This is a genomic window from Streptosporangium sp. NPDC000563 (assembly GCF_040299985.1).
Taxonomy (GTDB): domain Bacteria; phylum Actinomycetota; class Actinomycetes; order Streptosporangiales; family Streptosporangiaceae; genus Streptosporangium.
Genome location: NZ_JBEPDA010000001.1, coordinates 418,972 through 439,054, shown reverse-complemented (window position 1 = coordinate 439,054; position 20,083 = coordinate 418,972). Strand labels below are relative to the sequence as shown.

18 protein-coding genes and 1 pseudogene are annotated in these 20,083 nt (G+C 70.3%); 10 read left to right on the top strand and 9 right to left on the bottom strand.

Annotated elements, in window-relative coordinates; genetic code table 11:
- The first annotated feature begins 65 nt into the window (after positions 1-65).
- A complete protein-coding gene (locus tag ABT352_RS01975) occupies positions 66-419 on the top strand; it encodes a YkvA family protein (RefSeq protein WP_350941774.1) in 354 nt (117 codons plus the stop codon).
- On the opposite strand, the gene ABT352_RS01970 is transcribed toward ABT352_RS01975, so the two are convergent.
- A complete protein-coding gene (locus tag ABT352_RS01970; RefSeq protein ID WP_350941772.1) occupies positions 400-1,596 on the bottom strand; it encodes an amidohydrolase family protein in 1,197 nt (398 codons plus the stop codon). The two genes, ABT352_RS01975 and ABT352_RS01970, sit on opposite strands and share 20 nt — an antisense overlap.
- 524 nt (positions 1,597-2,120) lie before the next feature.
- Here ABT352_RS01970 and ABT352_RS01965 point away from each other — a divergent pair.
- Together ABT352_RS01965 and ABT352_RS01960 are read left to right on the top strand one after the other, a co-directional pair.
- Complete coding sequence (locus tag ABT352_RS01965) at positions 2,121-2,807, top strand: hypothetical protein (RefSeq protein ID WP_350941770.1); 687 nt, start codon at positions 2,121-2,123, stop codon at positions 2,805-2,807.
- Between the two features lie 21 nt (positions 2,808-2,828).
- Positions 2,829-3,545: a hypothetical protein gene (locus ABT352_RS01960; RefSeq protein ID WP_350941769.1), complete on the top strand. Its 717-nt coding sequence runs from the start codon at positions 2,829-2,831 to the stop codon at positions 3,543-3,545.
- On the opposite strand, the gene ABT352_RS01955 is transcribed toward ABT352_RS01960, so the two are convergent.
- On the bottom strand, positions 3,542-4,594 hold the full coding sequence (locus ABT352_RS01955) for an SURF1 family cytochrome oxidase biogenesis protein (protein ID WP_350941767.1): 1,053 nt from the start codon (positions 4,592-4,594) through the stop codon (positions 3,542-3,544). The two genes, ABT352_RS01960 and ABT352_RS01955, sit on opposite strands and share 4 nt — an antisense overlap.
- Before the next feature lie 190 nt (positions 4,595-4,784).
- Between ABT352_RS01955 and ABT352_RS01950 the strand changes: the two are divergent.
- Positions 4,785-5,402 (top strand): annotated as a pseudogene (locus tag ABT352_RS01950) (VC0807 family protein); the annotation flags it as partial.
- A gap of 19 nt (positions 5,403-5,421) precedes the next feature.
- Here the strand turns inward: ABT352_RS01950 and ABT352_RS01945 are convergent.
- Positions 5,422-5,988: a winged helix-turn-helix transcriptional regulator gene (locus ABT352_RS01945; RefSeq protein WP_350941765.1), complete on the bottom strand. Its 567-nt coding sequence runs from the start codon at positions 5,986-5,988 to the stop codon at positions 5,422-5,424.
- Between the two features lie 88 nt (positions 5,989-6,076).
- Between ABT352_RS01945 and ABT352_RS01940 the strand changes: the two genes are divergently transcribed.
- Both ABT352_RS01940 and ABT352_RS01935 read left to right on the top strand, forming a co-directional pair.
- The gene (locus ABT352_RS01940; RefSeq protein ID WP_350941764.1) at positions 6,077-6,745 is read left to right on the top strand and encodes a GNAT family N-acetyltransferase; all 669 of its coding nucleotides are present in this window, start codon (positions 6,077-6,079) and stop codon (positions 6,743-6,745) included.
- A 322-nt stretch (positions 6,746-7,067) separates the two neighbouring features.
- A complete protein-coding gene (locus ABT352_RS01935) occupies positions 7,068-7,664 on the top strand; it encodes a TetR/AcrR family transcriptional regulator (RefSeq protein WP_350941762.1) in 597 nt (198 codons plus the stop codon).
- A gap of 61 nt (positions 7,665-7,725) precedes the next feature.
- Here ABT352_RS01935 and ABT352_RS01930 read toward each other — a convergent pair whose 3' ends face one another.
- Positions 7,726-8,037, bottom strand: a complete 312-nt coding sequence (locus ABT352_RS01930; RefSeq protein ID WP_350941761.1) for a hypothetical protein — start codon at positions 8,035-8,037, stop codon at positions 7,726-7,728.
- Between the two features lie 140 nt (positions 8,038-8,177).
- Here ABT352_RS01930 and ABT352_RS01925 point away from each other — a divergent pair, with 140 nt between their 5' ends.
- The gene (locus ABT352_RS01925) at positions 8,178-9,644 is read left to right on the top strand and encodes a DUF7059 domain-containing protein (protein ID WP_350941760.1); all 1,467 of its coding nucleotides are present in this window, start codon (positions 8,178-8,180) and stop codon (positions 9,642-9,644) included.
- Positions 9,645-9,958: 314 nt separating this feature from the next.
- Here ABT352_RS01925 and ABT352_RS01920 read toward each other — a convergent pair whose 3' ends face one another.
- Positions 9,959-13,048, bottom strand: coding sequence for an AfsR/SARP family transcriptional regulator (locus tag ABT352_RS01920; protein ID WP_350941759.1), 3,090 nt, complete (start codon positions 13,046-13,048; stop codon positions 9,959-9,961).
- Positions 13,049-13,353: 305 nt separating this feature from the next.
- On the opposite strand from ABT352_RS01920, the gene ABT352_RS01915 reads away from it, so the two are divergent.
- Positions 13,354-13,839: a hypothetical protein gene (locus ABT352_RS01915; protein ID WP_350941758.1), complete on the top strand. Its 486-nt coding sequence runs from the start codon at positions 13,354-13,356 to the stop codon at positions 13,837-13,839.
- A 279-nt stretch (positions 13,840-14,118) separates the two neighbouring features.
- On the opposite strand, the gene ABT352_RS01910 is transcribed toward ABT352_RS01915, so the two are convergent.
- Together ABT352_RS01910 and ABT352_RS01905 are read right to left on the bottom strand one after the other, a co-directional pair.
- Entirely contained in the window at positions 14,119-14,763 is a 645-nt protein-coding gene (locus tag ABT352_RS01910; RefSeq protein WP_350941757.1) for a GNAT family N-acetyltransferase, read from the bottom strand.
- 173 nt (positions 14,764-14,936) lie between these two features.
- The gene (locus ABT352_RS01905) at positions 14,937-16,217 is read right to left on the bottom strand and encodes a pyridoxal phosphate-dependent aminotransferase (RefSeq protein WP_350941756.1); all 1,281 of its coding nucleotides are present in this window, start codon (positions 16,215-16,217) and stop codon (positions 14,937-14,939) included.
- Between the two features lie 180 nt (positions 16,218-16,397).
- On the opposite strand from ABT352_RS01905, the gene ABT352_RS01900 reads away from it, so the two are divergent.
- Both ABT352_RS01900 and rnhB read left to right on the top strand, forming a co-directional pair.
- Positions 16,398-17,384, top strand: coding sequence for a LysR family transcriptional regulator (locus ABT352_RS01900; RefSeq protein WP_350941755.1), 987 nt, complete (start codon positions 16,398-16,400; stop codon positions 17,382-17,384).
- 221 nt (positions 17,385-17,605) lie between these two features.
- Positions 17,606-18,274: a ribonuclease HII gene (gene rnhB / locus ABT352_RS01895; protein WP_350941754.1), complete on the top strand. Its 669-nt coding sequence runs from the start codon at positions 17,606-17,608 to the stop codon at positions 18,272-18,274.
- 140 nt (positions 18,275-18,414) lie between these two features.
- On the opposite strand, the gene ABT352_RS01890 is transcribed toward rnhB, so the two are convergent.
- A complete protein-coding gene (locus ABT352_RS01890; RefSeq protein ID WP_350941753.1) occupies positions 18,415-18,801 on the bottom strand; it encodes an SCO5389 family protein in 387 nt (128 codons plus the stop codon).
- 63 nt (positions 18,802-18,864) lie between these two features.
- Positions 18,865-19,827 (bottom strand): ATP-binding protein, encoded by a 963-nt coding sequence (locus ABT352_RS01885; RefSeq protein ID WP_350941752.1) that lies wholly within the window; start codon positions 19,825-19,827, stop codon positions 18,865-18,867.
- Positions 19,828-20,083 lie beyond the last annotated feature (256 nt).

Sequence of the window (20,083 nt, the reverse complement as noted above, 5' to 3'; positions counted from 1 at the left end):
CACGTTATATCGTGAGGCGGCGGGGTAGTACGCAGCCAGACGAACGTGGTTCCGAGGAGGATTCCATGGCGAAGGTGGCGCGCGCGGCGCAGACGTGGCGGGCATACAGAGAGGTGACGAAGCCGGGTTCGCCCGGTCTCGGCACCCGTCTCCGCGCCCTCCCCAGGATGATCGGCGCGGTCATGAACGGGCGGTATTCCGGCATGACCAAGGGCAAGCTGGCCATGATGGGTCTCGGCGTTCTCTACATCATCTCGCCAATCGACCTCGTCCCCGACTTCCTGGTCCTCGTCGGGGTGGCCGACGACTTCGGCGTCTTCCTGTGGCTGATGGGCTCCCTGCTCGGCGAGGGCGGGCGCTACGTCGACTGGGAGCGCGAGGGGATCGGACGCGAGGGGATCAGATCTGTTCCATCCTGAGCCAGGCACGTGAGGGCAGCGGGTGGCCGAACAGGCGGGCGGCGTTGCCGTAGGCCACCCGGGCGATGTCGGCGGGCGGCAGGCTGCCCAGGTTCGTCGCGATGGCCTGCTGGGTGTCGGGCCAGGTGGAGTCGGAGTGCGGGTAGCCGCTCTCCAGCAGCACGTGCTCCAGCCCGACGGCGAGCCGAACCCCCGACAGGGCATGGTCGTTGAGCGTGCCGAAGAAGAAGTTTCTCCGCAGCACCTCGCTGGGCTTCAGGCCGCCCTCCCACGAGGCCTCCCCCGCCACGGGGTGGTCGAGCGCGTAGTCGGCCCGTTCGGCCAGCATCGGCAGCCAGCCCACGCCGCCCTCCACGATCAGGATCCGCAACGCGGGGAAGCGCAGCGGGACGCCCGACCAGAGCCAGTCGGCGCAGGCGAACATGGCGCTCGCGGGCATCAGGGTGGTGATCGCCTCGATCGGCGTGTCCGGAGAGGGGACCGGAGCCCAGGAACCGGCACCGGCGTGCAGGCAGACGACGGTGCCCGTCTCCTCGCACGCCTGGAAGAACGGGTCCCAGTGGTCGCTGTGGATGGACGGCAGGCGCAGCCGGGTGGGGAACTCGGGAAAGAGCACCGCCTTGAAACCTCGCGCGGCGTTGTCGCGGATCTCCTTGGCGGCCACCTCGGGGTCGGTCAGCCAGGGCAGCTGCAGGGCGATGATCCGTTCCGGGTAGGTGCCGGCCCAGACCTCCACGTGCCAGTCGTTCCACGCGCGCAGGACCGACAGGCCCAGCTCCTGGTCGCGGGTCTTGGCGAAGACCATGCCGGACTGCCCGGCCAGCATGCCGGGGAAGCACAGCGCGGCCCAGACACCGGCACGGTCCATGTCCTCGATCCGGGCCTCGACGTCGTGGCAGCCGGGACGCATGTGCTCGAACCGCACAGGATCGAGCGTCCACTGCTCGCGGGGCAGGCCGGCGCCCACGTCGAGCCCGGCGCAGGGGTAGGTGGCCCCGCCGTAACGCCAGACCTGGTGACCTGAGTCGGTCTCGACCACCTTGGGCGCCAGGTCGGCGTATTTCTCCGGCAGCCGGTCGTCGAACATGTCGGGCGGCTCGATCAGGTGGTCGTCGGCTGAAATGATCACATAGTCCCGCCGCCTTGGCTCGGGATCGGGGAGCAGCGGCGTAGTCACACGGTCAACCGTATTCCGCTGGAATAACACTCATCAAGCCGCAAGGTCTCCGCTTGGTATCTCTGTCTCTCGTGACGTCTTCTGCGATGTCCCCATCACGCCTTTTATGACGCTCCGTAACTGCCTTCCGCGACACTCGCCGCGACCGTTTTCACGGTGCCTCCCGACCGTCCCGCGTGGCGCCTCCCCAGTCGTCCCGCGCGGCCACCTCCCGCGGTGTCCTGTGTCGCGGCCCGGGACCACCCGAGGGGGGTGGAGGGCGGCCCCGGGACGGGCCCGCCGGAAGGGTGCCGCCCGCGGCGGGCCCGGGGGTGCGCCTACCCAGGGATCGCCCCGGTATCAGGATTTTTCATAAGTTGATACTTGAGGGGAAAAATGCTCTTTTTGTCCATATTCAAGGTTCGTGGGCGAGAACCCCGCACGTCCCCGCCGCATGGCGGGAGTCGTACACCCGCGCGAGCCCGACCCGCCGTTTAGTCTATGCAGCGGCGGGCCTCGCCTGATGGGGGCCGATGGGGGCGGGGATGCGAGTGGTGATTCCGGCACGGGACGACATCCCGTACGTCGCGCGGGTGGCGCTGCTGTTCGTGCTCGCGCTCTCCACGGTGATCGTCCACATCAACCAGGCTCCTCCCCTGCGACCCGCGGTCGAACTCCTGGCGGACCTGCGGGCGGGCGAGGTGACGAAGATCGTCTACGACGGCAACTGGCCCGCCTACGGCACGCTGACCTGGTCGCACGGGCCGCTCTCCTGGAGTCAGGCCCGTTTCGACCAGCCGGACGACGTCTGGGATCCCCAGACCACCCGCCTCGTCCCCGAGGCCCTGGAACGCCGCCAGGAGGCTTTCATGGCACAGGTGCGCGCCGTCGCCGATCCCTCGGTGGAGATCGTGCGCACCGACGGCTTCAGGGCACTGGCGGGCTCGCCCGCCTACGGACGGTGGTGGGAGCCGTTCGCCCCGGTGGCGGTGGCGGCGGAGATCCTGGCCTGGCTGCTCATGCTGGCCCGGCCGAACCCCCGCTACGCCAGCCGCTGGGCGTGGTTCTGGATGTTTCTCACCGGCGGCTCGCTGCTCTACGTCCTGCTGGAGCCGAGACCCCTGTGGCGGGCTCCGTACGAGGCGCTGCCCGCGCCGGCCAGGATCGACGGGACACGCGGGTTCGTGATCGCGGTGGCGCTCCTTTTCGGCCTGTCGATGGTGAACGCGTGATCGTAAAGTAGAAATAAAGGTATGACCCGTGAAACGCCGGAGGTCCGTCGCGGCTGGCGGATCGCCGGGTTGGCCGTCCGTTCGGTTCTCCTGATCGTTCTGGCCCTCGGCGTCCTGATCACCGTGCTGAGCGTCGCCCCCCTGCCGGGGACGCGGGCCGAGCTCCGCGCCGCGGCCGCGGCCGACCGCGTCTCCCTCGTCGAGTACGACGAATACGCCACGGGAGAGGGACGGAGCGGCGTGATCTCCTACGTCCTCTGGGCCCAGGGCCCGCTGCTCTGGCGCGAGATCAGGCTGGAGCCGCCCGCGGAGGGTTCGCCCGCCTACACGTGGGCGGAACTGAGGAAGGACCTGGGGTCGAGCCAGGCCATGGTGATCGAGCGGGTCCACTCCGGCGGGGCGGCATGGGTGCCCGGCTGGGTCATCGACATGCCGGGGGCAGTCGGCGGCCCGTGGTTGATGGGGAGCTGGATACTCGCGTTTCTGATCATGCTCGGCTCGACGCCCCGGCTGGGCAACCGATGGGCCTGGCTCTGGCTCTTCACCGTCGGGCAGGTGGGCGCGCTCCTGTTCCTGCTGCTCGAACCCCGCCCGCTCTGGTTCGCGGCCGGGCGACGTCCCGCGCCGCGCGAGCGGCTGGGCGGCGGCCGGGGCTTCCTGCTGGCGATCGGAGTCGGTCTGCTCTCCCTCGGCCTGGTGTCGGCCTTCGGCTCCCTGCTGAACCTCGTCGGAAACTAGGCGCGGAGGTCGGCGGACTCGCCGGACGGGGAGGACACGGCGGACTCGCCGGGCCGGGAGGACGCAGCGGGTTCGGCGGACTCTGCGGAGTCGTCGGGCGAGGAGGGCTCGTCGGAGGAGTCGTCGGGCGCGGAGGACCTTCCTGGGGGCCCCGGGGACACCGGGGACACCGAGGACACCGAGGGCGCTGCGGACCTGGAGGGTGCGTCCGGCCCGGGTTCTCCGTCTCCGGGCTCTCCGTCTCCAGGCTCGCCCGGCCCGGGTTCGCCGGGTGTCGTCGCGGCCGCCTTGAGGTCGGCGGCCTCCCTGCGGATCAGCAGGACCCAGCCGCCGATCGCGACCCCGATGAACAACCACCACTGCACGCCGTAGGCCAGGTTGAGGCCGCCCCCCTCGCCGACGTCCGGCGCGGGGACGGGCGCGGGAGCGACGGCGGCCGCGGGCGACTGCTCGATCAGGTCGACGTAGCCGCCGAGGAGCCGGTACGGCAGGCCGCGTCCGATCGCCTCGGTGTTGATCAGCAGGACCTGCCCCGCGGGCAGGCCCGCCCGGTCGCGGATGCCGGAGGTCTCCTCGGTCTCGGTGGGACGTAGCCTGCCGGTGACAGTCACCTCACCCGAGGAGGGCGCGGGGACCTCGGGGAGGGCGTCGGCGGTGCTGCCCGCCCTGACCCAGCCACGGTTCACCAGCACGCCGGTGCCGTCCGCCGTGACCAGCGGGGTCAGCACGTAGAAGCCGACCGCCTTGTCCTGGACGCGGCGCCGGACCAGGAGTTGGGCGCCGGCGTCGTACGTCCCCTTGGTCAGGACGGTGCGGTATTTGTCCTGCGTGGAGACGGTGCCGCCGGGTGAGGTGAGCTCTTCCGCGGCGACGGGGGCGGCGGCGAGGTTGCCGGTGATCTGGTGGCTGCTGGTGGATCTCTCCTCGAAACGCCCGAACTGCCACTGGCCGAGCAGCACGAAAGCGGGGATGACCAGCAGCACCACCACGTGGAGAGCGAGCCATCGGGGAGTCAGCAGGAACCGGTACACGTCATCAAGAGTAGGCACCGGGGGCATCGCCCTGCCCTCCGACTGCCCTCCGACTGCCCTCCGACTGCCCTCCGAGTGGGCCTCCGGGGATGGCCGGATACGCCTTGGGGCGTAGTAAAGTTCCCGGGACCGCCTGATCCTCGGATGTCAGGAAAGCTCACCGGACACTTCGGGCATCGCATACGGTCGTCTGAGTTTTCCCCTCGGGATGTTCCATCACCTCCGGAGCCCGCCCCTGATGACCGTGCTCATGCCCGCCCCCCCGGCTCCGCTCGTACTCCCCCGCATCGGGGTCCTGCTGCGGCACGCCGTCCCCAGGGTGTTCGAGAGCATGATCCTTCCCGTTCTCGTCTTCTACGTCGCGTTGGTCTTCACCAACGCGAACGGCGCGCTGGCTGTGGCGGCGGCGTGGGTCTACGGCGGCGTCGCCTGGCGGTTGGTGAAGGGCGGTGAGGCCCCCGGCACGCTGCTGCTGGCGGCGGGCACGATCACCGTGAGGGTTGCGCTGACGCTGGCGACGGGCAACCCCATCGTGTTCTTCCTGCAGCCCTGCCTCGGAGTGTTCTGCGTGAGCATGGGTTTTCTGCTCACCGCGCCGCTGCGGAGGCCGCTGATCCGGCGGGTGGTGGCCGACCTCGTGCCGCTGACCGACCAGGTGATGGAGCATCCTCGGATGCGCCGCTTCTTCGTTTCGCAGTCGGTGCTGTGGGGCTGCGCGCAACTGCTGAACGGTGCGCTGAGCCTGTGGCTGCTGCTCAGCCAGACCCTGGAGACCTATCTCCTGGTGCGCACCTCCGCGGTCGCGGTGCTGCTCGGCGGTGTGGCGCTGGTCTCGGTGCTCAGCTTCAGGCACTGCCTGCGGAGGCTGGAGACGACGCGGGGGACGTGGCCTGTGGAGGCTTCGGCACCGGGTCCGGAGACGCGGGGGCTGTGGTGCGAAGGCGCGCTCCGGGACCGGGCACCGGAGTGACCTCTCTCGGGCCGGACACCTCGTGCCCTTCCGCGCACCGGAAGTGCTGTTCGACCAGGGCGCCGCAGTCGCGGTGGGTGATGCGCAGCGGCGGTCCCGCGGCGTCGCTGAGATACCGGTCGCCCCACCACATCAGGGCCATCAAAGTCGGATAGAGGTCGAGCCCCATCTGGGTCAGCCGGTATTCGTCGCGCTGCCGCTGGCCGGGCTCGCGGTAGGGGACCTTGCGCAGCAGCCCTTCCTCCACCAGCCGGGTCAGCCGGGCGCTGAGCACCTGCCTGGGCGCTCCCGTGGCGGCCTGCATGTCGGCGAAGCGCCGAACGCCGCCGAACGCCTCACGCAGCACCAGGAACGTCCACTTCTCGCCGACGACGCCCAGGGCACGTTCGATGGAGCAGTTGTCCATCCGCAGGGGCAGTTCGCCGGGAGTCGCCGCATTCATGTGCGAATCGTAAGTCGCCATCGCACCACCTCCAACGTTGTTCTAAGTCTAGTTGACATACTCAGGCGTGCTGCGAGACTCTGAGTTCATGATGCGAACTCAGCTGGTGCCGGCGGGTGGCGTACCGGGGTCCGCCGGTATCCCGGTCGAGTGCGGGAACGTCACCCAGGGGGCCGGGGGCATCCTCGCCGCATCCGGGCACGTCACACGGGAGGCCGGAGCGGGCACGGCCGCATCCGGGGACGTGTCCGGGAGTGTCGGGGCGGCCTCGGGGGACGTCGCGGTGCTGTCGGAGGCCGCCGTGGAGATCCGGCCCGCGCGGCCGGGCGACGAGGAGGGGATCCGCCGCTTCCTCGGAGGGCTGTCGCCGCGCACGCGGGCGCTGAGGTTCTTCGCCGGGATGAGCCGCCCGAGTGCGAGCTTCGTCAGGACGCTGCTCGCGGTGGACGAGCGGCGCGACGCCCTGCTCGCCGTGCGGGGCAACGTTCTCGTCGGGCACGCGATGAGCTGTCGGGGCGAGAAGGTCGACGTCGAGATCGCCGTGGTGGTGAGCGACGAGTGGCAGGGGATGGGGATCGGCTCCCGGCTCATCCGGACCCTGATGCGCCGCGCGGAGGCGAGGGGCGCCGTGACGGTGGGGATGGACGTGCTCGGGGACAACCGCGAGGTCCTGTCCATGGTCCGCGGGATGTGGCCGGAGGCGACCATGCGAGCCTCCTGCGGCATGGTCGAGGTGACCGCGCCGGTTCTCCGTTGAACGCCACCTCTGGCCGGTCCTCGTGCGGGTCGTACCGGGGTTCGCCGTACGGGTTCGGCGCCGAACTCTTACGGCCGATTCCCATGTGAGCGGGGTGTTCGGGCTCGACGGTGACGGCGGCGCCGAACTCTTACGGCCGATTCCCGTGCCGGCCCCACCGGGATTCGCCGGACGGAGGCCCCTGGTCGGGAGGTATGGGAGCACGGGTGGCCGGGCGCCGGGACGACGACGCGGCCCCGAGGGCGGGCGGTATGATCGACATGGTCCAAGCCGGGTTCCGGGCAGTTTGCGGAACAAGGTTCTGTTGCCTCACCATGGATCCGTGAAGACCGCCAAGAACGGACGCGACGGCCGCACCAGGATCGTCGAGGGGGCTCTCCGCCGATTCAGCCAGGACGGTGTCTCGGCCACCACCCTGGCGAGCCTCCGCGAGGAGAGCGGCGTCAGCGTCGGCAGTTTCTACCACCACTTCGCCAGCAAGGAACACGTCTTCGGCGTCCTGTACGCGGAGACCCTGCACATGTACCAGGAGGCGTTCCTCGCCGAACTCCAGCGTCACGAGAGCGCTCGGGGAGGCATCGAGGCCATCGTCGCCATGCACATGTCCTGGAGCGGCGAGCACCGCGAGCGGGCGCACCTGCTCATCAGCGAGCGGCCGCCCAGGCGCGACGAGCCGGGCGGCACCGAGGTGTCGGAGTCGCGCAGGGCGTTCTTCAGGAAGGTCTCCGAGTGGTGGCGTCCGCACATGAAGGACGGCCTGCTCCAGCCCGTTCACCCGACGATGTGCTACGTGCTCTGGCTGGGGCCGGCCACCGAGATGTGCCGTCTGTGGTTCGCCGGCGCGCACCAGCCCACCCCCGACGAGATCAGCGGTCTCTGTGACGCGGCCTGGCAGAGCCTGAGGCAGCGAAACCCCTGAGGTCGTGGCGCCGCCGATACTCCGGCCCGGATCACGGGGGCTTTTCCGGGCCGGAGCGGTATCAGCGCGCCCCCACCAGTTGACGCGTCCGCGTCGACACCCGCCAGACGTCCTCGTCCAGTGAGATGTCCAGCCGAAGGTCCTGACGCCGGCGCCGCAGGCCGGGCACCAGCACCCGGTCGGACACGTCGAAGCCGCCACGCCGGGCGTAGCCGAACCCCAGTTCTCCGGGAAAGACCCGTAACTCATCCCGATTGCCGCACCGCGGGCAGGTCCATGCGACCAGGTCCTTGCCACGGTGGTAGTCGTGGCAGGCGCGGAAGTATTCGTCGGGGTGGAAACGGGTCTCGCAGGCGAAACAGGGGATCAACATCAAGGATCCTTTGAAGCGTGTGGTGCGGCTACCAAGAAGTACCGCTTATCGCTTGAAGTCCGCTTGCAGAACGCTTACCTCGGTGGGTAACAGTCTCATCACCGGGAGCGTTCGGACGTGCCCGATGCGAAGATTGCCCCGTGAACGATCTGCCTGGCCGGCTCAGAGGGCTGCTGCTCGACACCGGCTACACCATCGACGGCGTCCGCGAGCGTCTCGGCGGCGTCGCCGCCACCGCGCTCTCCCGCGAGGAGACGGTGCCCGCCCTGCGCGCCACCGCGGAAGGTGACCCGCTCGCCACCCTGATCCGACTGTGGTGGCTCGGCGTCCCCGTGGAGGCGAGACGGGTGCCGACGGCCCTGCCCGTGGAGGAACTGGCCGTCGCGGGCCTGGTGACCGTCGAGGGCGACCGGGTCACCTCTGCGGTCCACCTGCAGCCCTGGGACACCGCCGCCGACGCCCCCGGCGGCTACGTCGTCTCCGACCGCAAGGTGAGGCCGGGAGACCCGGCCCTGAGCCCGTACCACGTCGTCGGCGCGGGCGGCGCCTCGGCGAACCTCGCCCAGCTCGCCTCCCGCCGTCCCGTCGGGCGTGCCCTGGACCTGGGGACCGGGTGCGGGGTGCAGGTCCTCCACCTGGCCGGCAGGGCGGAGGAGATCACGGCCACCGATGTCAACCCGCGCGCGCTGGAGCTGGCCCGTCTCAGCTGGGCGCTGTCCGGGATCGTCGACGTCGACGTCCGGCTGGGCTCCCTGTTCGACCCCGTCGAGGGGGACCACTTCGACCTGGTCGTCTCCAACCCGCCGTTCGTGATCTCCCCGGCCGGCCGGTTCACCTACCGCGAGTCCGGCTTCCACGCCGACGGCTTCTGCCGTGATCTCGTACGGGGCGTGCCTCGTCACCTCGCGCCCGGCGGCACCTGCCACCTGCTGGCGAACTGGCTGCACGTCGACGGGGAGGACTGGCGCGACCGGGTGGGCGGCTGGCTCACCGGGACCGGTTGTGACGGCTGGGTGGTGCAGCGTGACGTCCAGGATCCCGCCGAGTACGTCGAGCTGTGGCTGAGGGACGCCGCGGAGCAGGGCACCCCGCGCTACCGCGAACTCTACGATAACTGGCTCGGCTGGTTCGAGGCCGCGAACGTCACCGGGATCGGCTTCGGCTGGATCACGCTGAACGACTCCGGGAGTCTCGATCCTGTCGTGCGGGTGGAGGAGTACGGGGGGCCGGTGGAACTGCCGGTCGGTGGATATGTGGACGAGGTGCTCGGTGCGATCGCCGCAGCGCACCGGCTGAGTGACGCCGAGTTGCTCGGCTCCAGGCTCGCGGTGGCCGAGGGGGTGCTGGAGGAGAGGATCGGCCCGCCGGGTGCGGAGGACCCGGCGCGGATCGTTCTCAGGCAGAGCGGGGGGCTGCGTCGCAGGGCTGTGGTCGGGACCGTGGAAGCCGCGCTCGCGGGGGTCTGCGACGGTGATTATCCACTGGATCCGCTGCTCGCCGCGATCGCGGAACTGACCGGCGAGGACCACGATGACCTGCGGACAAAGGCCCCCGCGGCTCTTCGCCCGCTGATCGCGGAGGGGTTTTTCCACATATCCACAGGGTGACTGTCCACAGCCTGTGGATATCGTCGCTATCACTTGTCAATCGGATGGCAAACGCCGTGGGCGAAGCTCTGGCCGTGGGGCACGGACCCGGGGGGTGAAGGGTCCGTGCCACGTCCGGCCGACCGTCACAGTGAGGCGGCCGACCCGCGGGCGACGCACCGGATGACCGGGCCCCCTACGCGTCGCCCGGGTCAGACGGCCGGCCGGACCTCCACACCCGCCCCGAAACACGGGGTCCGACTGCGAGGGGAACGCCGGTGATCAACCACGTCTGGATGACGCGTCTCGACGACGACCTGTACGACGGCCTGGGATCAGCTGTCGACCTGGTCGCGCTCCAGCAGAAGACGCAGATCCTCGGCCTCGGGCGCTCCGAGCCTGCCGAACAGGTCGTAGGCGCGTTCGAGGCAGCCCCGGCCACGCTCGACCTCGCCGAGCCCGTTGAGCGCGGTGCCTAGCACCGCCAGGGCCTGCGCCTCGCCGTACGGGTGACCGATCTCCCGGCTCACGGTGAGCGCCTGCTCCGCGTGACGGGCCGCGTCGCTGAAACGGCCCGCGTTGATGAACGTCTCGGCGAGCCGGGAGCAGACCCGCTGTTCCCAGACTCGTTGCCTGCTGGCCCTGAAGAAGGCGAGGCACTCGGCGTGGTGGTGGACCGCCTCGTTCAGCCGGCCGACCCGCGACAGGATCATCCCCAGGTGGTAGCGGGCCCTCGCGGTGCCCGCGCTGGAGCCCATCTCGATGAACAGGGCGAGCCCCTGCTCGGCGGCGGCGATGGCCTCCTTCGGCTGCTTCAGGAACAGGTGGTCGCGGGCGGAGTAGCTGAGCGTCAGCGCCTCCCCGCCCCGCGCCCCGACCTCTCTGAACGCCTCGCGCGCCGAGTCGAACCAGGCCAGGGCCTCCGCGTGGCGGCGCCGGCGCCCGGCCACGACGGCGAGCGCGTTGAGCGCCTCGCCGGTGACGATGCGATCGCCTCCGGCCGACAGCTCCAGCGCCGTACGGAACTCCTCCTCCGCCTCGGCGAGCCGGTTCGCGCCGAACAGCACCCGCCCGAGCACGTAGCGGCAGCGCAGCTCGCTGGAGACGGCGCCGAGCCGCCGCGCGACGGCCAGCATCTCCCTCGTCCGGCCCTCGAACTCGCGGGCGTGGCTCCCCGACTCCAGCAGCGGCTCCATCGCGAGCAGCAGGTCGGCCCCCGGCAGCAGCTCGCCGGCCTCGTCCGCGCAGGTCACCTGGGCGATCGACGCGAACAGCGACTCCGCCTCCACCGACAGCCAGGCCACCGCCTCGTCGGCGGAGGCGAAGACGTGACCGGTCCCCGTGACTCCCAGCAGGTCGGCCATCGTGCTGCCCTCGTAGGCGAGGCGGTGCGCCGAGCGCGCGGACGCCAGGTAGAAGTCGAGCAGCCGGCGCAGTGCCGCCTCGCTCTCCCCGCCGACGGTCACGCTCACACCGGATCCGCGCCGCTCGCCCCGCCTCGTCTCGCCCGCGGCGCAGCTCTCCTCGGCCGCGTTCTCGGTCCGTTCCGCGACACGGCGGGCGAAGAGTTTGAGCAGGTCGTGGAAGCGGTAGCGGCCGGGGGCCGGGGCTTCGAGCAGGCTGGCGTCCACCAGGGACTCAAGGAGGTCCTCGGTGTCCATCGGGTCCAGCGCGAGCAACCCGGCGGCGGCCCCGATCGAGATGTCCGGGCCTCCCGGCAGGGAGAGCAGCCGGAACGCGCGGGCCTGGGCGGGGGTGAGCTGGCCGTACCCGAGGGCGAAGGTCGACTCCACCGCGAGGTTGCCCACGCGCATCTCGTCCAGGCGGCGGCGCTCGTCGGCGAGCCGGGGCACCAGGGAGGCGACCGTCCAGGACGGTCTGGCCGCGAGGCGCGCCGCCACGATCCGCACCGCGAGCGGCAGGAAGCCGCAGGCGGCGACCACGTCCATGGTGGCGGCGCGCTCGGCCTCCACCCTCTCCACGCCGGCGACGATGCCGAACAGCGCGAGGGCCTCCTCCGGCTCCATGACATCCAGGTCGATCAGCCTGGCCGAGGCCAGGTCGGCGAGCTTGCCCCGGCTGGTCACGATCGCCGCGCACCCGGCGGAGCCGGGGAGCAACTCGCTCACCTGGTCGGCGTCGCGGGCGTTGTCGAGCAGCACGAGCATCCGCCGGTCGGCGAGGAGCGAGCGGAACAGCGCGGACCGCTCGGCCAGGCCGTCGGGGATGGCGTCGGCGGGCAGGCCGAGCCCGCGGAGGAAGGCCGCGAGCACCGACTCGGGCGCGGTCGGCTCCTCGCCGTATCCGCGCAGGTCGGCGTAGAGCTGACCGTCGGGGAACAGGTCGTGCATCGCGTGGGCGACGTGCACGGCGAGGGCCGTCTTGCCCACGCCGCCGATACCGGAGATGGCCGCCACCGGCACGCCCTCGGAGCCGCCACCGGACGACAGCAGCGCGCGGAGCCGCGCGATGATCTGGCGGCGGCCGGTGAAGTCGTTCACGGCGGCGGGCAGCTGCGCCGGTCGCGGCAGCTCCGGGGGCGTCGCCGTCGCCCTCGCGGGCTCCGGATCCGGCTCGGGGGTTTCCTGCGCGGACGGTGCCGTGACCTCGTCGGCTCCGGCGGGGACGGGCCGGGTCGGCGTGAGGGCCGGGTCACCGGTGAGGATGCGCTGGTGCATGCTCGTCAGGTCGGAGCCCGGCTCGATGCCCAGTTCCTCGATCAGCGTGGCGCGGGTGTCGGCGAAGGCCGCGAGCGCCTCCGCGCTGCGCCCGCACCGGTGGTAGGCGAGCATCAGCTGGGCTCGGAGCCGCTCGCGCAGCGGGTGGTCGGCGGTGAGCGCGATCAGCTCGGACAGCACGTCGGCGTGCCTGCCCAGCTCCAGGTCGAGGTCCATCAGGACCTCGAGCACGCTCATCCGGCGCTCGGCGAGCCGTCCGCGCTGGTGCTCGGCGTACGGGCCGACGGCTCCGGCGAGCGGGTCGCCGGTGTACAGCGCCAGACTCGCACGCAGGCTCTCCGCGGCCCGGGCCAGGGCGCCCTCGCGGCGCGCCGCCTCGGCCTCCTGGACACCGCGTTCGAAGAGGAGCAGGTCGAAGGAGTTGTCGTTCAGCCGCAGCGCGTAGCCTCTGCCGACGGAGGTGAGCAGCTCGGGACGGGTGCGAGGGGACCTGCCGGGCTCCAGCACCGTGCGCAGCCGGGAGACGTAGGTGCGCAGGGCGCCGAGCGCGCGGGGCGGGGCGTCGTCTCCCCAGATCGCGTCGATCATCTCGGCCGGAGTGATCGCCCGCCCCTCCCTGAGCAGGAGCATCGCCAGGATGGAACGTTGCAGTGGGGTGCCCAGATCGAGCTCGGAGCCGTCGCGCCATGCCTGGACAGGACCGAGCACGGCGAACCGCAGTCCGTCTCCGCTGCCCTGAACAGCCATTTCCCGAATCTCCGCCCAAAGGAAAGTTTTATGGCCAAATGATAGATCCTCCGTCGCTTCCCTCGTAGGCGGAGGGTTGGTTGTTCGCCGGGACGTTGATTGCACGTCAATCGGCCGTTGAGCCCTGCGGCGGATGCTTGGCGCTGTCGGGCATGGCCCCATACGGGGGCGGCCGTGCCCGACATGTCAGCGGATTGCAGGCATGGATAAAGGCTCTGTAAGTGCGATGCAGGCATGCGCGCCTATCAATGAGCCATGGCTCCTGAAGAAAGAAAGGAGCCGCACCCCTCAAGGAGAGAACCATCATGCGCCGCTCGATCAGCAAACTTCTCGGTCTCGCCGCCGCCACCGCCGTTGTCGCGATCGGCGTTCCCGCCCTCGCCTCCCCCGCCTCCGCCTCCGCCACTCTCACCGCCTCAAGCGGCTACGACGCGGAGCCCTGGGGCTACTACTACTCCAAGTACTACGACGACTCCCGCGCCAAGGCGAGGGGGAGCGTGTGGGTCGACGGGGCCGACCGCCTCCACGTCCAGGGCAGGCTCTACGACAAGTACTCGCCGAGCCGGCTCTGCGGCTACGCCCAGTTCAAGTTCGAGAACCACGACGGCGACGAGGATTACACCTGGGCGCGCAAGTGCGGCACCAGCGGCTACCAGAACTTCCACTACGTCGCGGACGAGGTCGACAACCTGCAGGTCAGGGTCTGCTACTGGGACAGGCACCAGGCCAAGAAGACGCTGTGCGGCAAGTGGAACTACATCTACGAGGTCGACTCCGACGACGAGGAGTGACCCAGAGGTCCTCGGCGAACCCATCCGGTAGCCCGTACCGGTGGTATCCATATACCAGCGTCCTCCCCCGCCCGCGATCTCCGCTCGACCCGGTGATCACGTGAGCCGCGACTCGCGTACGGCACCGGACGAACACCAGGCCCGCCCGAAAATTCGGGCGGGCCTTTTGTTCCCTTAAGTGCTCAAAGTGCTATTTTTAATGTTTTGCTCTGGCTATATAACTATGGCCTTTTCGGTCAACCATTCTCCTCGTATTCCCGCACCTGTCGGGCGTCCGTCTCACGCGGCCTGGGCGAGGCCCATCCGCGCGTGCATCCGTTCTCGGACGACCGGCCATTCCGCGCTCAAGATCGAGTAGTACGCGGTATCTCGGACCGTGTCGTCGGCGCCTCGGCTCTCCGCCCGCCGCACACCGTCGAGGTGTGCGCCGAGGGCTTCGATGGCGGCCCGGGAGCGTACGTTCCGTATGTCGGCCTTGAGGGTTATGCGGTGGACCTGCCAGGTCTCGAAGGCGAGGGAGAGCATCAGATACTTGCTCTCGCGGTTGATACCGGTTCCCTGCGCGGAGGCGGAGAGCCAGGTGTAACCGATGTCCGCCACGGACGGGACATCGCCCACCGCCCCACGAGCGCCCGGCGGCCAGGGCATGGGCCCCTGCCAGTACTCCAGGTGCATGAGACGGGTGGCACCGACCACGCGATCGGTGTGAAGCCACCGGATGGCGAAGGGCATCGTGCGGCCCTCCGCCTGCTCAGCCAGAGCGGCCTCCACATAGGAGACCATCTCGTCCCGGCCATTGGGGACACGAGTGAAGGTATAGGTGGAACGGTCTTCACTCGCCGCGGCGACGAGGTCGTCGACGACCGCGAGGCTGAGCGGTTCCAGGCGCACGAGGCGCCCGGACAGGGTGACGAAAGCGTGCATGAGCACATCATGGGGGCTCCTCACCACGCCTGATGCCAAACAGTGCGAGACATCTTGGTGAGCATCGGGGGACGTCCGTGACGGGTGGGCCCCTCCACGGAGAAATCGCAGGTGGGAGCCGCTGAAACCCCGTGGAGAACCCGTCGCGGGAACCCTCCCGCGACGGGGTGCGATCACCCCGTCGCGGGAGCCGTGACGAGCGGGAGACGCACGGGGGAGCGAGATGCCCGACGCGTCGCGCGCAGGGCGGTCAGCGCCTCGCTCAGATCATCCAGCGAGGCCGAGATCCAGGGCAACTCCAGGGGGTCCGCGGCGTCGAGCGCGGCGAGCCGCAGCGACGTCGTCTCGCCGTACAGAAGGCTCGTCGCCACCCGCACCCGCAGGGCTTCGGGGTCGTCACCGAAGGCGTGGCCGGGAAGCACGCCGACACCGTGCCGGTCGAGCAGGTACGCGGCCAGGTCGGCGGAGGAGGCGAAGTCGAGCCCGGTGAAGTCGGGGTAGAGGTAGAAACCGCCCTGAGGCGCGTCCACCCGCACCCCCGCGCGGACGAACCGCTCGTACACCGCCCGCGCCACCGCGCCGTGCAGCTCACGGCTCCGGTCCACCCGCTCGACGAGCTCCGGCGGCTCGGTGTAGGCGTACGCCGCCGCCTGCTGGACCGGCGCGGCGGGACTGGACCAGATCTCGCTCGCCACCGCGAGGAGCCGGTCGCGCAGCAGCGGTGACGGGAGGCGGGCCACGCCGATCCGCCAACCGCCCAGGGCGAGGCTCTTGCTGAGCCCACTGGTGATCACGGTCCGCTCGGGGGCGACGTCGGCTGGGCTGAGGAAAGCGGTGGCCGGGGAGTGGACCAGGTCGCGGTAGATCTCGTCGGAGACGATCGTCAGATCGAGCTCGCGGGCGACCTCGGCGATCCGCCGGATCGTGGACGCCTTGGCCAGCGTGCCGGCGGGGTTGTCGGGAAGCGTGACCAGCAGTGAGCGCACGTCGCGCCCCTGGGCGCGGGCGCGCCTCACCGCCGCGGCCACACGCTCGGGGTCCGGCACCCCACCCTCGCCGTGGGGCGTCGGAACGAGCAGGGAACGCGCTCCGACCAGCTCGGTCTGGGCGGCGTAGCTGACCCAGCTCGGCATCGGCAGCACGATGTCGCCGCCGATCGCCAGCAGCAGGCCGTACAGCAGGGGCTTGCTTCCCGGACCACAGACCACCAGGTCGGGATCGGTGGGCAGGTGACGCCGTGACCAGTAACCGGCGGCCGCCTCGCGCAGCGCGGGCGCGCCGGCGACCGGTCCGTACCCGTTGAGGCCGGACGCCGCGATCAGCCGCTCGCGCAGGGCCGGATGAACGGGCAGGCCCGCCTCACCGAAGGCCAGGTGCAGCACGCGCTCACCTGCGCGCCGTCTTCGTTCGATGTCCTCGTTGGCCGCCAGGGTGGCGGAAAGGGTGACGCTCATCGCGGGGTCCTTACCTCGTCGCGGAACACCACGAAAACGCTACGGAGCGCGACAGGGCGCGGCAGAACGCAGCGGTACGTCGTGGTCGTCTGTGGAACGTTGTGGAACGTCTTCAAGCCTGCTGGGATGGACGGCATCAGGACAAGCTTCGGTTGTCGTGGGTGGGCGTAAGGAAAACTGATGCTTGATTTACGCAGGCTCGCGCTGATCTGTGAGTTCGCCCGTCGTGGCAGCATCGCGGCCACCGCGGCCTCCCTGGGCTACAGTCCTTCGGCGGTCTCGCAGCAACTCGCGGCGCTGGAGCGCCAGGCGGGAGCCGTGCTCATCGACAGGACCGCGAGGAGCGCGGAGCTGACCGACGCGGGGCGCCGCCTGGTCGAGCACGCCGAGCGCATCCTGGCCATGGTGGAGAGCGCGGAGTCGGACCTGTCGGCACAGGCCGCGACCCCGTCGGGGCGGGTCACCGTGACCGCCTTCCCGACCGCCGCGGTGGCCTTCGCGCCCGCGCTCGCCAGGACGCTGCGACGGCACGACGAGCTCACCCTGCGGATGGGACAGGCCCGCTCGGGACGCGGCATGCGCGAGGTGCAGTCGGGCGAGGTGGACATCGCCCTGGTCGACGACTGGTACGGCCGGATGCGCGAGCCCGACACGATGCGGGTCTTCCCGCTGCTGCGCGACCCGCTGGTGCTCGTGGTGCCGCGCAGGCACAGGCTCGCCTCCCCCGACGTCCCCGTCGACCTGTGGGATCTGCGCGACGAGCCCTGGATGGCCACTCCGGACGGTGAGCCCTCCCGGCTGGCGGTGGACAGGCTGATGGCCGACGTCGGCGGGCACCGGCCGGTGACCTGGGAGTTCGAAGGGCTGGGCACGATCATCGGTCTCGTCGCCAAGGGCATCGGCATCGCGGCCGTCCCCGCTCTGGCGCTGGCCGCGGGGGTCCGCGGCATCGCCGTCCGCCGGTTTCCCGGTCCGCCGGTCGGCCGGGTCGTGTACGCCGTGGCTCGATCGTCCAGCGTCCACCGCCCCGCGGTGTCCGTCACCCTCAGGGCCGTCCACGTCGCCGCGCGACTCCTCGCCGCCGACCTGGAGGGGGTCGAGCCGGCGTCCAGGGAGGGTCCGGACTCCGAAGGTCTGTCCGGTGTGAGGCTTGGAGGTGATGCTTGACCGGGCTTCGAAGGCCCGGGCGGGTGTGACGCTCGAAGGTGATGCCTGACCGGGCTTCGAAGGCCCGGGCGGGTGTGAGGTTCGGAGGTGATGCCTGACCGGACTCCGAGGGCTCGGCTGGTGTGACGCTCGAAGGTGGGTCCCGATCAGGACGGTGTCTGGTGGGGGTGGTGTTCGAGCGAGACGGCTCCCGGAGGCTCGCGTCCCGGTAACGTCGGCACGTGCCTCCCACCTACGCCCTTGAGCGGTTGCTGAACGACGGCGGTTCCAAACTGGTCGCCGGGGTGGACGAGGTCGGGCGCGGAGCCTGGGCCGGTCCGGTGGCGGTCTGCGCCGTGGTCACCGACCTGTCGGAACCGCCCGCCGGACTCACCGACTCGAAACTGCTCACCCCCGCCCGCCGCTCCGCCATGGTCTCCGAGATCACCGCCTGGGCGGCCGGTATCGGGTACGGCGAGGCGTCCCACGAGGAGATCGACGAACTCGGGATGACCGAGGCCCTGCGCAGGGCGGCGAGAAGGGCGCTGGCCGGGCTTCCCGTCCGTCCCGACGTGGTCGTTCTGGACGGGAAGCATGACTATCTGGGAGCGCCCTGGCCGGTCAGGTGCGAGGTCAAGGGCGACCTCTCCTGCGTCTCCGTGGCCGCGGCCTCCGTGATCGCCAAGGTCCGGCGGGACACCTACATGGCCTCACTCGGTTTCGAGGAGTACGGGTTCGCCGACAACGCGGGATACCCCTCGCCGGTCCACCAGGCGGCGCTCGCCTCCCTCGGCCCGACGGAGCATCACCGCCTTTCCTGGTCCTATCTGGACGACCTTCCCCGGTGGCGCCACCTCAAGAGGCATCGCAACCCGCTGGCCGGAGAGGGCCAACTCGGGCTTTTCGGATAGACGCCCCTTTGTCTGAGGGCCTCCGGCCCGCCCGGTGACGTCCGGCCGGGGCCGGCCGGCCGGGGCCGGCCGGACGCGATGAGACCGGTCCGGAGGCCGGGACGAGACCGGGGAAGGCGGTCCGCCTCGGAACGAGGCCGTCAGCAGTCGACGAGCTCGGGCGACTGGTTGAGGATCTGCGACCTGGCGGTGACGAACTCCGCGTGGGCGCCGGTGGCGGTCGGGTCGAAGACGGCGACCCGGTGGCAGTTCTGGAAGGCGAGTCTCACCCCGAAGTGGCGCTCCAGGGCGCCGCGCATGGCGTCGCTGGCGAGAGCGCGCAGGAGTTGGCCGCGAGCGGCCTCGTCCGGCGGGGGCACCGTGTTGTCGGCGAACTCGGCACCGGTGTCCTCGCGCTCCTTGACCAGGCCGCTGATGAGCGACCAGGCGTAAGGAAGGGAGTCTCTGACACAGGTGACGAATGCCGCGTCGTCCACCTCACCGGCCTTGGCCTGGTCGAGAAGATCGTTCGAAACGGTCAGCGACATGCTGCGTTCTCCTCACAGAAGGGGATTCATCAGACACTAGGTCGGGCCTACCGATCGCTCCACCTAGCGGGAGAGCGACACTCGTGTGGGCCCGAAGACGAAGCCGGGGTCGATCTGGGCCGCCAGATCCTCGCCCGTCGCCCTGTTCGCCCAGGCCGTCGCGTTGCGGAGGTGGAACTGCACCGCCTGGCGTCCGAAGCGGAACCAGTCTTTCTCCTGGCTGTCGAGACGGTCGAGAAGCGTGCCCAGGGCTTGGGAGTTGGCCGGTTCGAGGTCTTGGAGAGTGAAGGGGCGGCCCTGCTCCATCGCGCGGATCGCCGAGGAGTGCTCCAGGCAGACCAGCAGGTCGTCGCCGACCTGATCGCGGAGGAACGCCACGTCCCCGGGGCCGTGGATCTTGTTGCCCACCACCGCGATCGGCACGCCGTAGTCGGCGGCGTAGTCGCGGTACTGCCGGTAGACGCTCACGCCCTGGCGGGTCGGCTCGGCCACCAGGAAGGTCATGTCGAAACGGGTGAAAAGCCCTGAGGCGAAGGAGTCGGCCCCGGCCGTCATGTCGACCACGACGTACTCGCCCGCACCGTCGAGCAGGTGGTTGAGGTAGAGCTCCACGGCGCCGACCTTGGAGTGGTAACACGCCACCCCCAGGTCGTCCTCGCTGAACGGCCCGGTGACCATCAGCCGGGGCCCCTCCGGCGTGACGACGGAGAATCCGGTGTGGATCGGGTCGTCCTCGTCGAGTCGGAGCAGCCGCGAGCCGAAGCCCGGCGGGGTGGTCTTGACCATCGCGGCGGCCGAGGAGATGCGGGGATTGTCGCCCCGCAGGTATTCCTTGATCTCGGTCAGGTGCGAGCCCATCGGCCTGGGCAGCGCACTCTCGGCCAGCCCCAGTGCCATGCCCAGGTGCTGGTTGATGTCGGCGTCGACGGCGACCACGGGACCGCCCCGGCTCGCCACGTATCTCGCGAACAGCGCCGACAGGGTCGTTTTGCCGCTGCCGCCCTTACCGACGAATGCCACCCTCACAGCAACGATCCAATCTGATTATGAAAATCATTTCAAGACCTCGGAGGGCCCATCATGCCACGACGGGCGGGGGCGCGTGGCGCGTATCGCGGGGAAGAGGGGGAGGCGTGCTCGCCTGGTAAATGCCAATAAAGGTGATTTTTCATGACAAATATCGGCGAAAGGTGTGAGGAGAAACGCCTTCCATGTCATGACCGGTGCCAAAGATCCGCTGTTACCGCTTCGCGGTCTCCTGTACGGACTCGACAACCGGCTT

What these genes read in the sequence shown, in the direction of transcription:
- ABT352_RS01975 (WP_350941774.1), top strand. Translation starts at nt 66, where the DNA reads ATGGCGAAGGTGGCGCGCGCGGCGCAGACGTGGCGGGCATACAGAGAG.
- ABT352_RS01965 (WP_350941770.1), top strand. Translation starts at nt 2,121, where the DNA reads ATGCGAGTGGTGATTCCGGCACGGGACGACATCCCGTACGTCGCGCGG.
- ABT352_RS01960 (WP_350941769.1), top strand. Translation starts at nt 2,829, where the DNA reads ATGACCCGTGAAACGCCGGAGGTCCGTCGCGGCTGGCGGATCGCCGGG.
- ABT352_RS01945 (WP_350941765.1), bottom strand. Translation starts at nt 5,988, where the DNA reads ATGAATGCGGCGACTCCCGGCGAACTGCCCCTGCGGATGGACAACTGC.
- ABT352_RS01940 (WP_350941764.1), top strand. Translation starts at nt 6,077, where the DNA reads ATGATGCGAACTCAGCTGGTGCCGGCGGGTGGCGTACCGGGGTCCGCC.
- ABT352_RS01930 (WP_350941761.1), bottom strand. Translation starts at nt 8,037, where the DNA reads ATGTTGATCCCCTGTTTCGCCTGCGAGACCCGTTTCCACCCCGACGAA.
- ABT352_RS01920 (WP_350941759.1), bottom strand. Translation starts at nt 13,048, where the DNA reads ATGGCTGTTCAGGGCAGCGGAGACGGACTGCGGTTCGCCGTGCTCGGT.
- ABT352_RS01915 (WP_350941758.1), top strand. Translation starts at nt 13,354, where the DNA reads ATGCGCCGCTCGATCAGCAAACTTCTCGGTCTCGCCGCCGCCACCGCC.
- ABT352_RS01910 (WP_350941757.1), bottom strand. Translation starts at nt 14,763, where the DNA reads ATGCACGCTTTCGTCACCCTGTCCGGGCGCCTCGTGCGCCTGGAACCG.
- ABT352_RS01905 (WP_350941756.1), bottom strand. Translation starts at nt 16,217, where the DNA reads ATGAGCGTCACCCTTTCCGCCACCCTGGCGGCCAACGAGGACATCGAA.
- ABT352_RS01900 (WP_350941755.1), top strand. Translation starts at nt 16,398, where the DNA reads ATGCTTGATTTACGCAGGCTCGCGCTGATCTGTGAGTTCGCCCGTCGT.
- ABT352_RS01890 (WP_350941753.1), bottom strand. Translation starts at nt 18,801, where the DNA reads ATGTCGCTGACCGTTTCGAACGATCTTCTCGACCAGGCCAAGGCCGGT.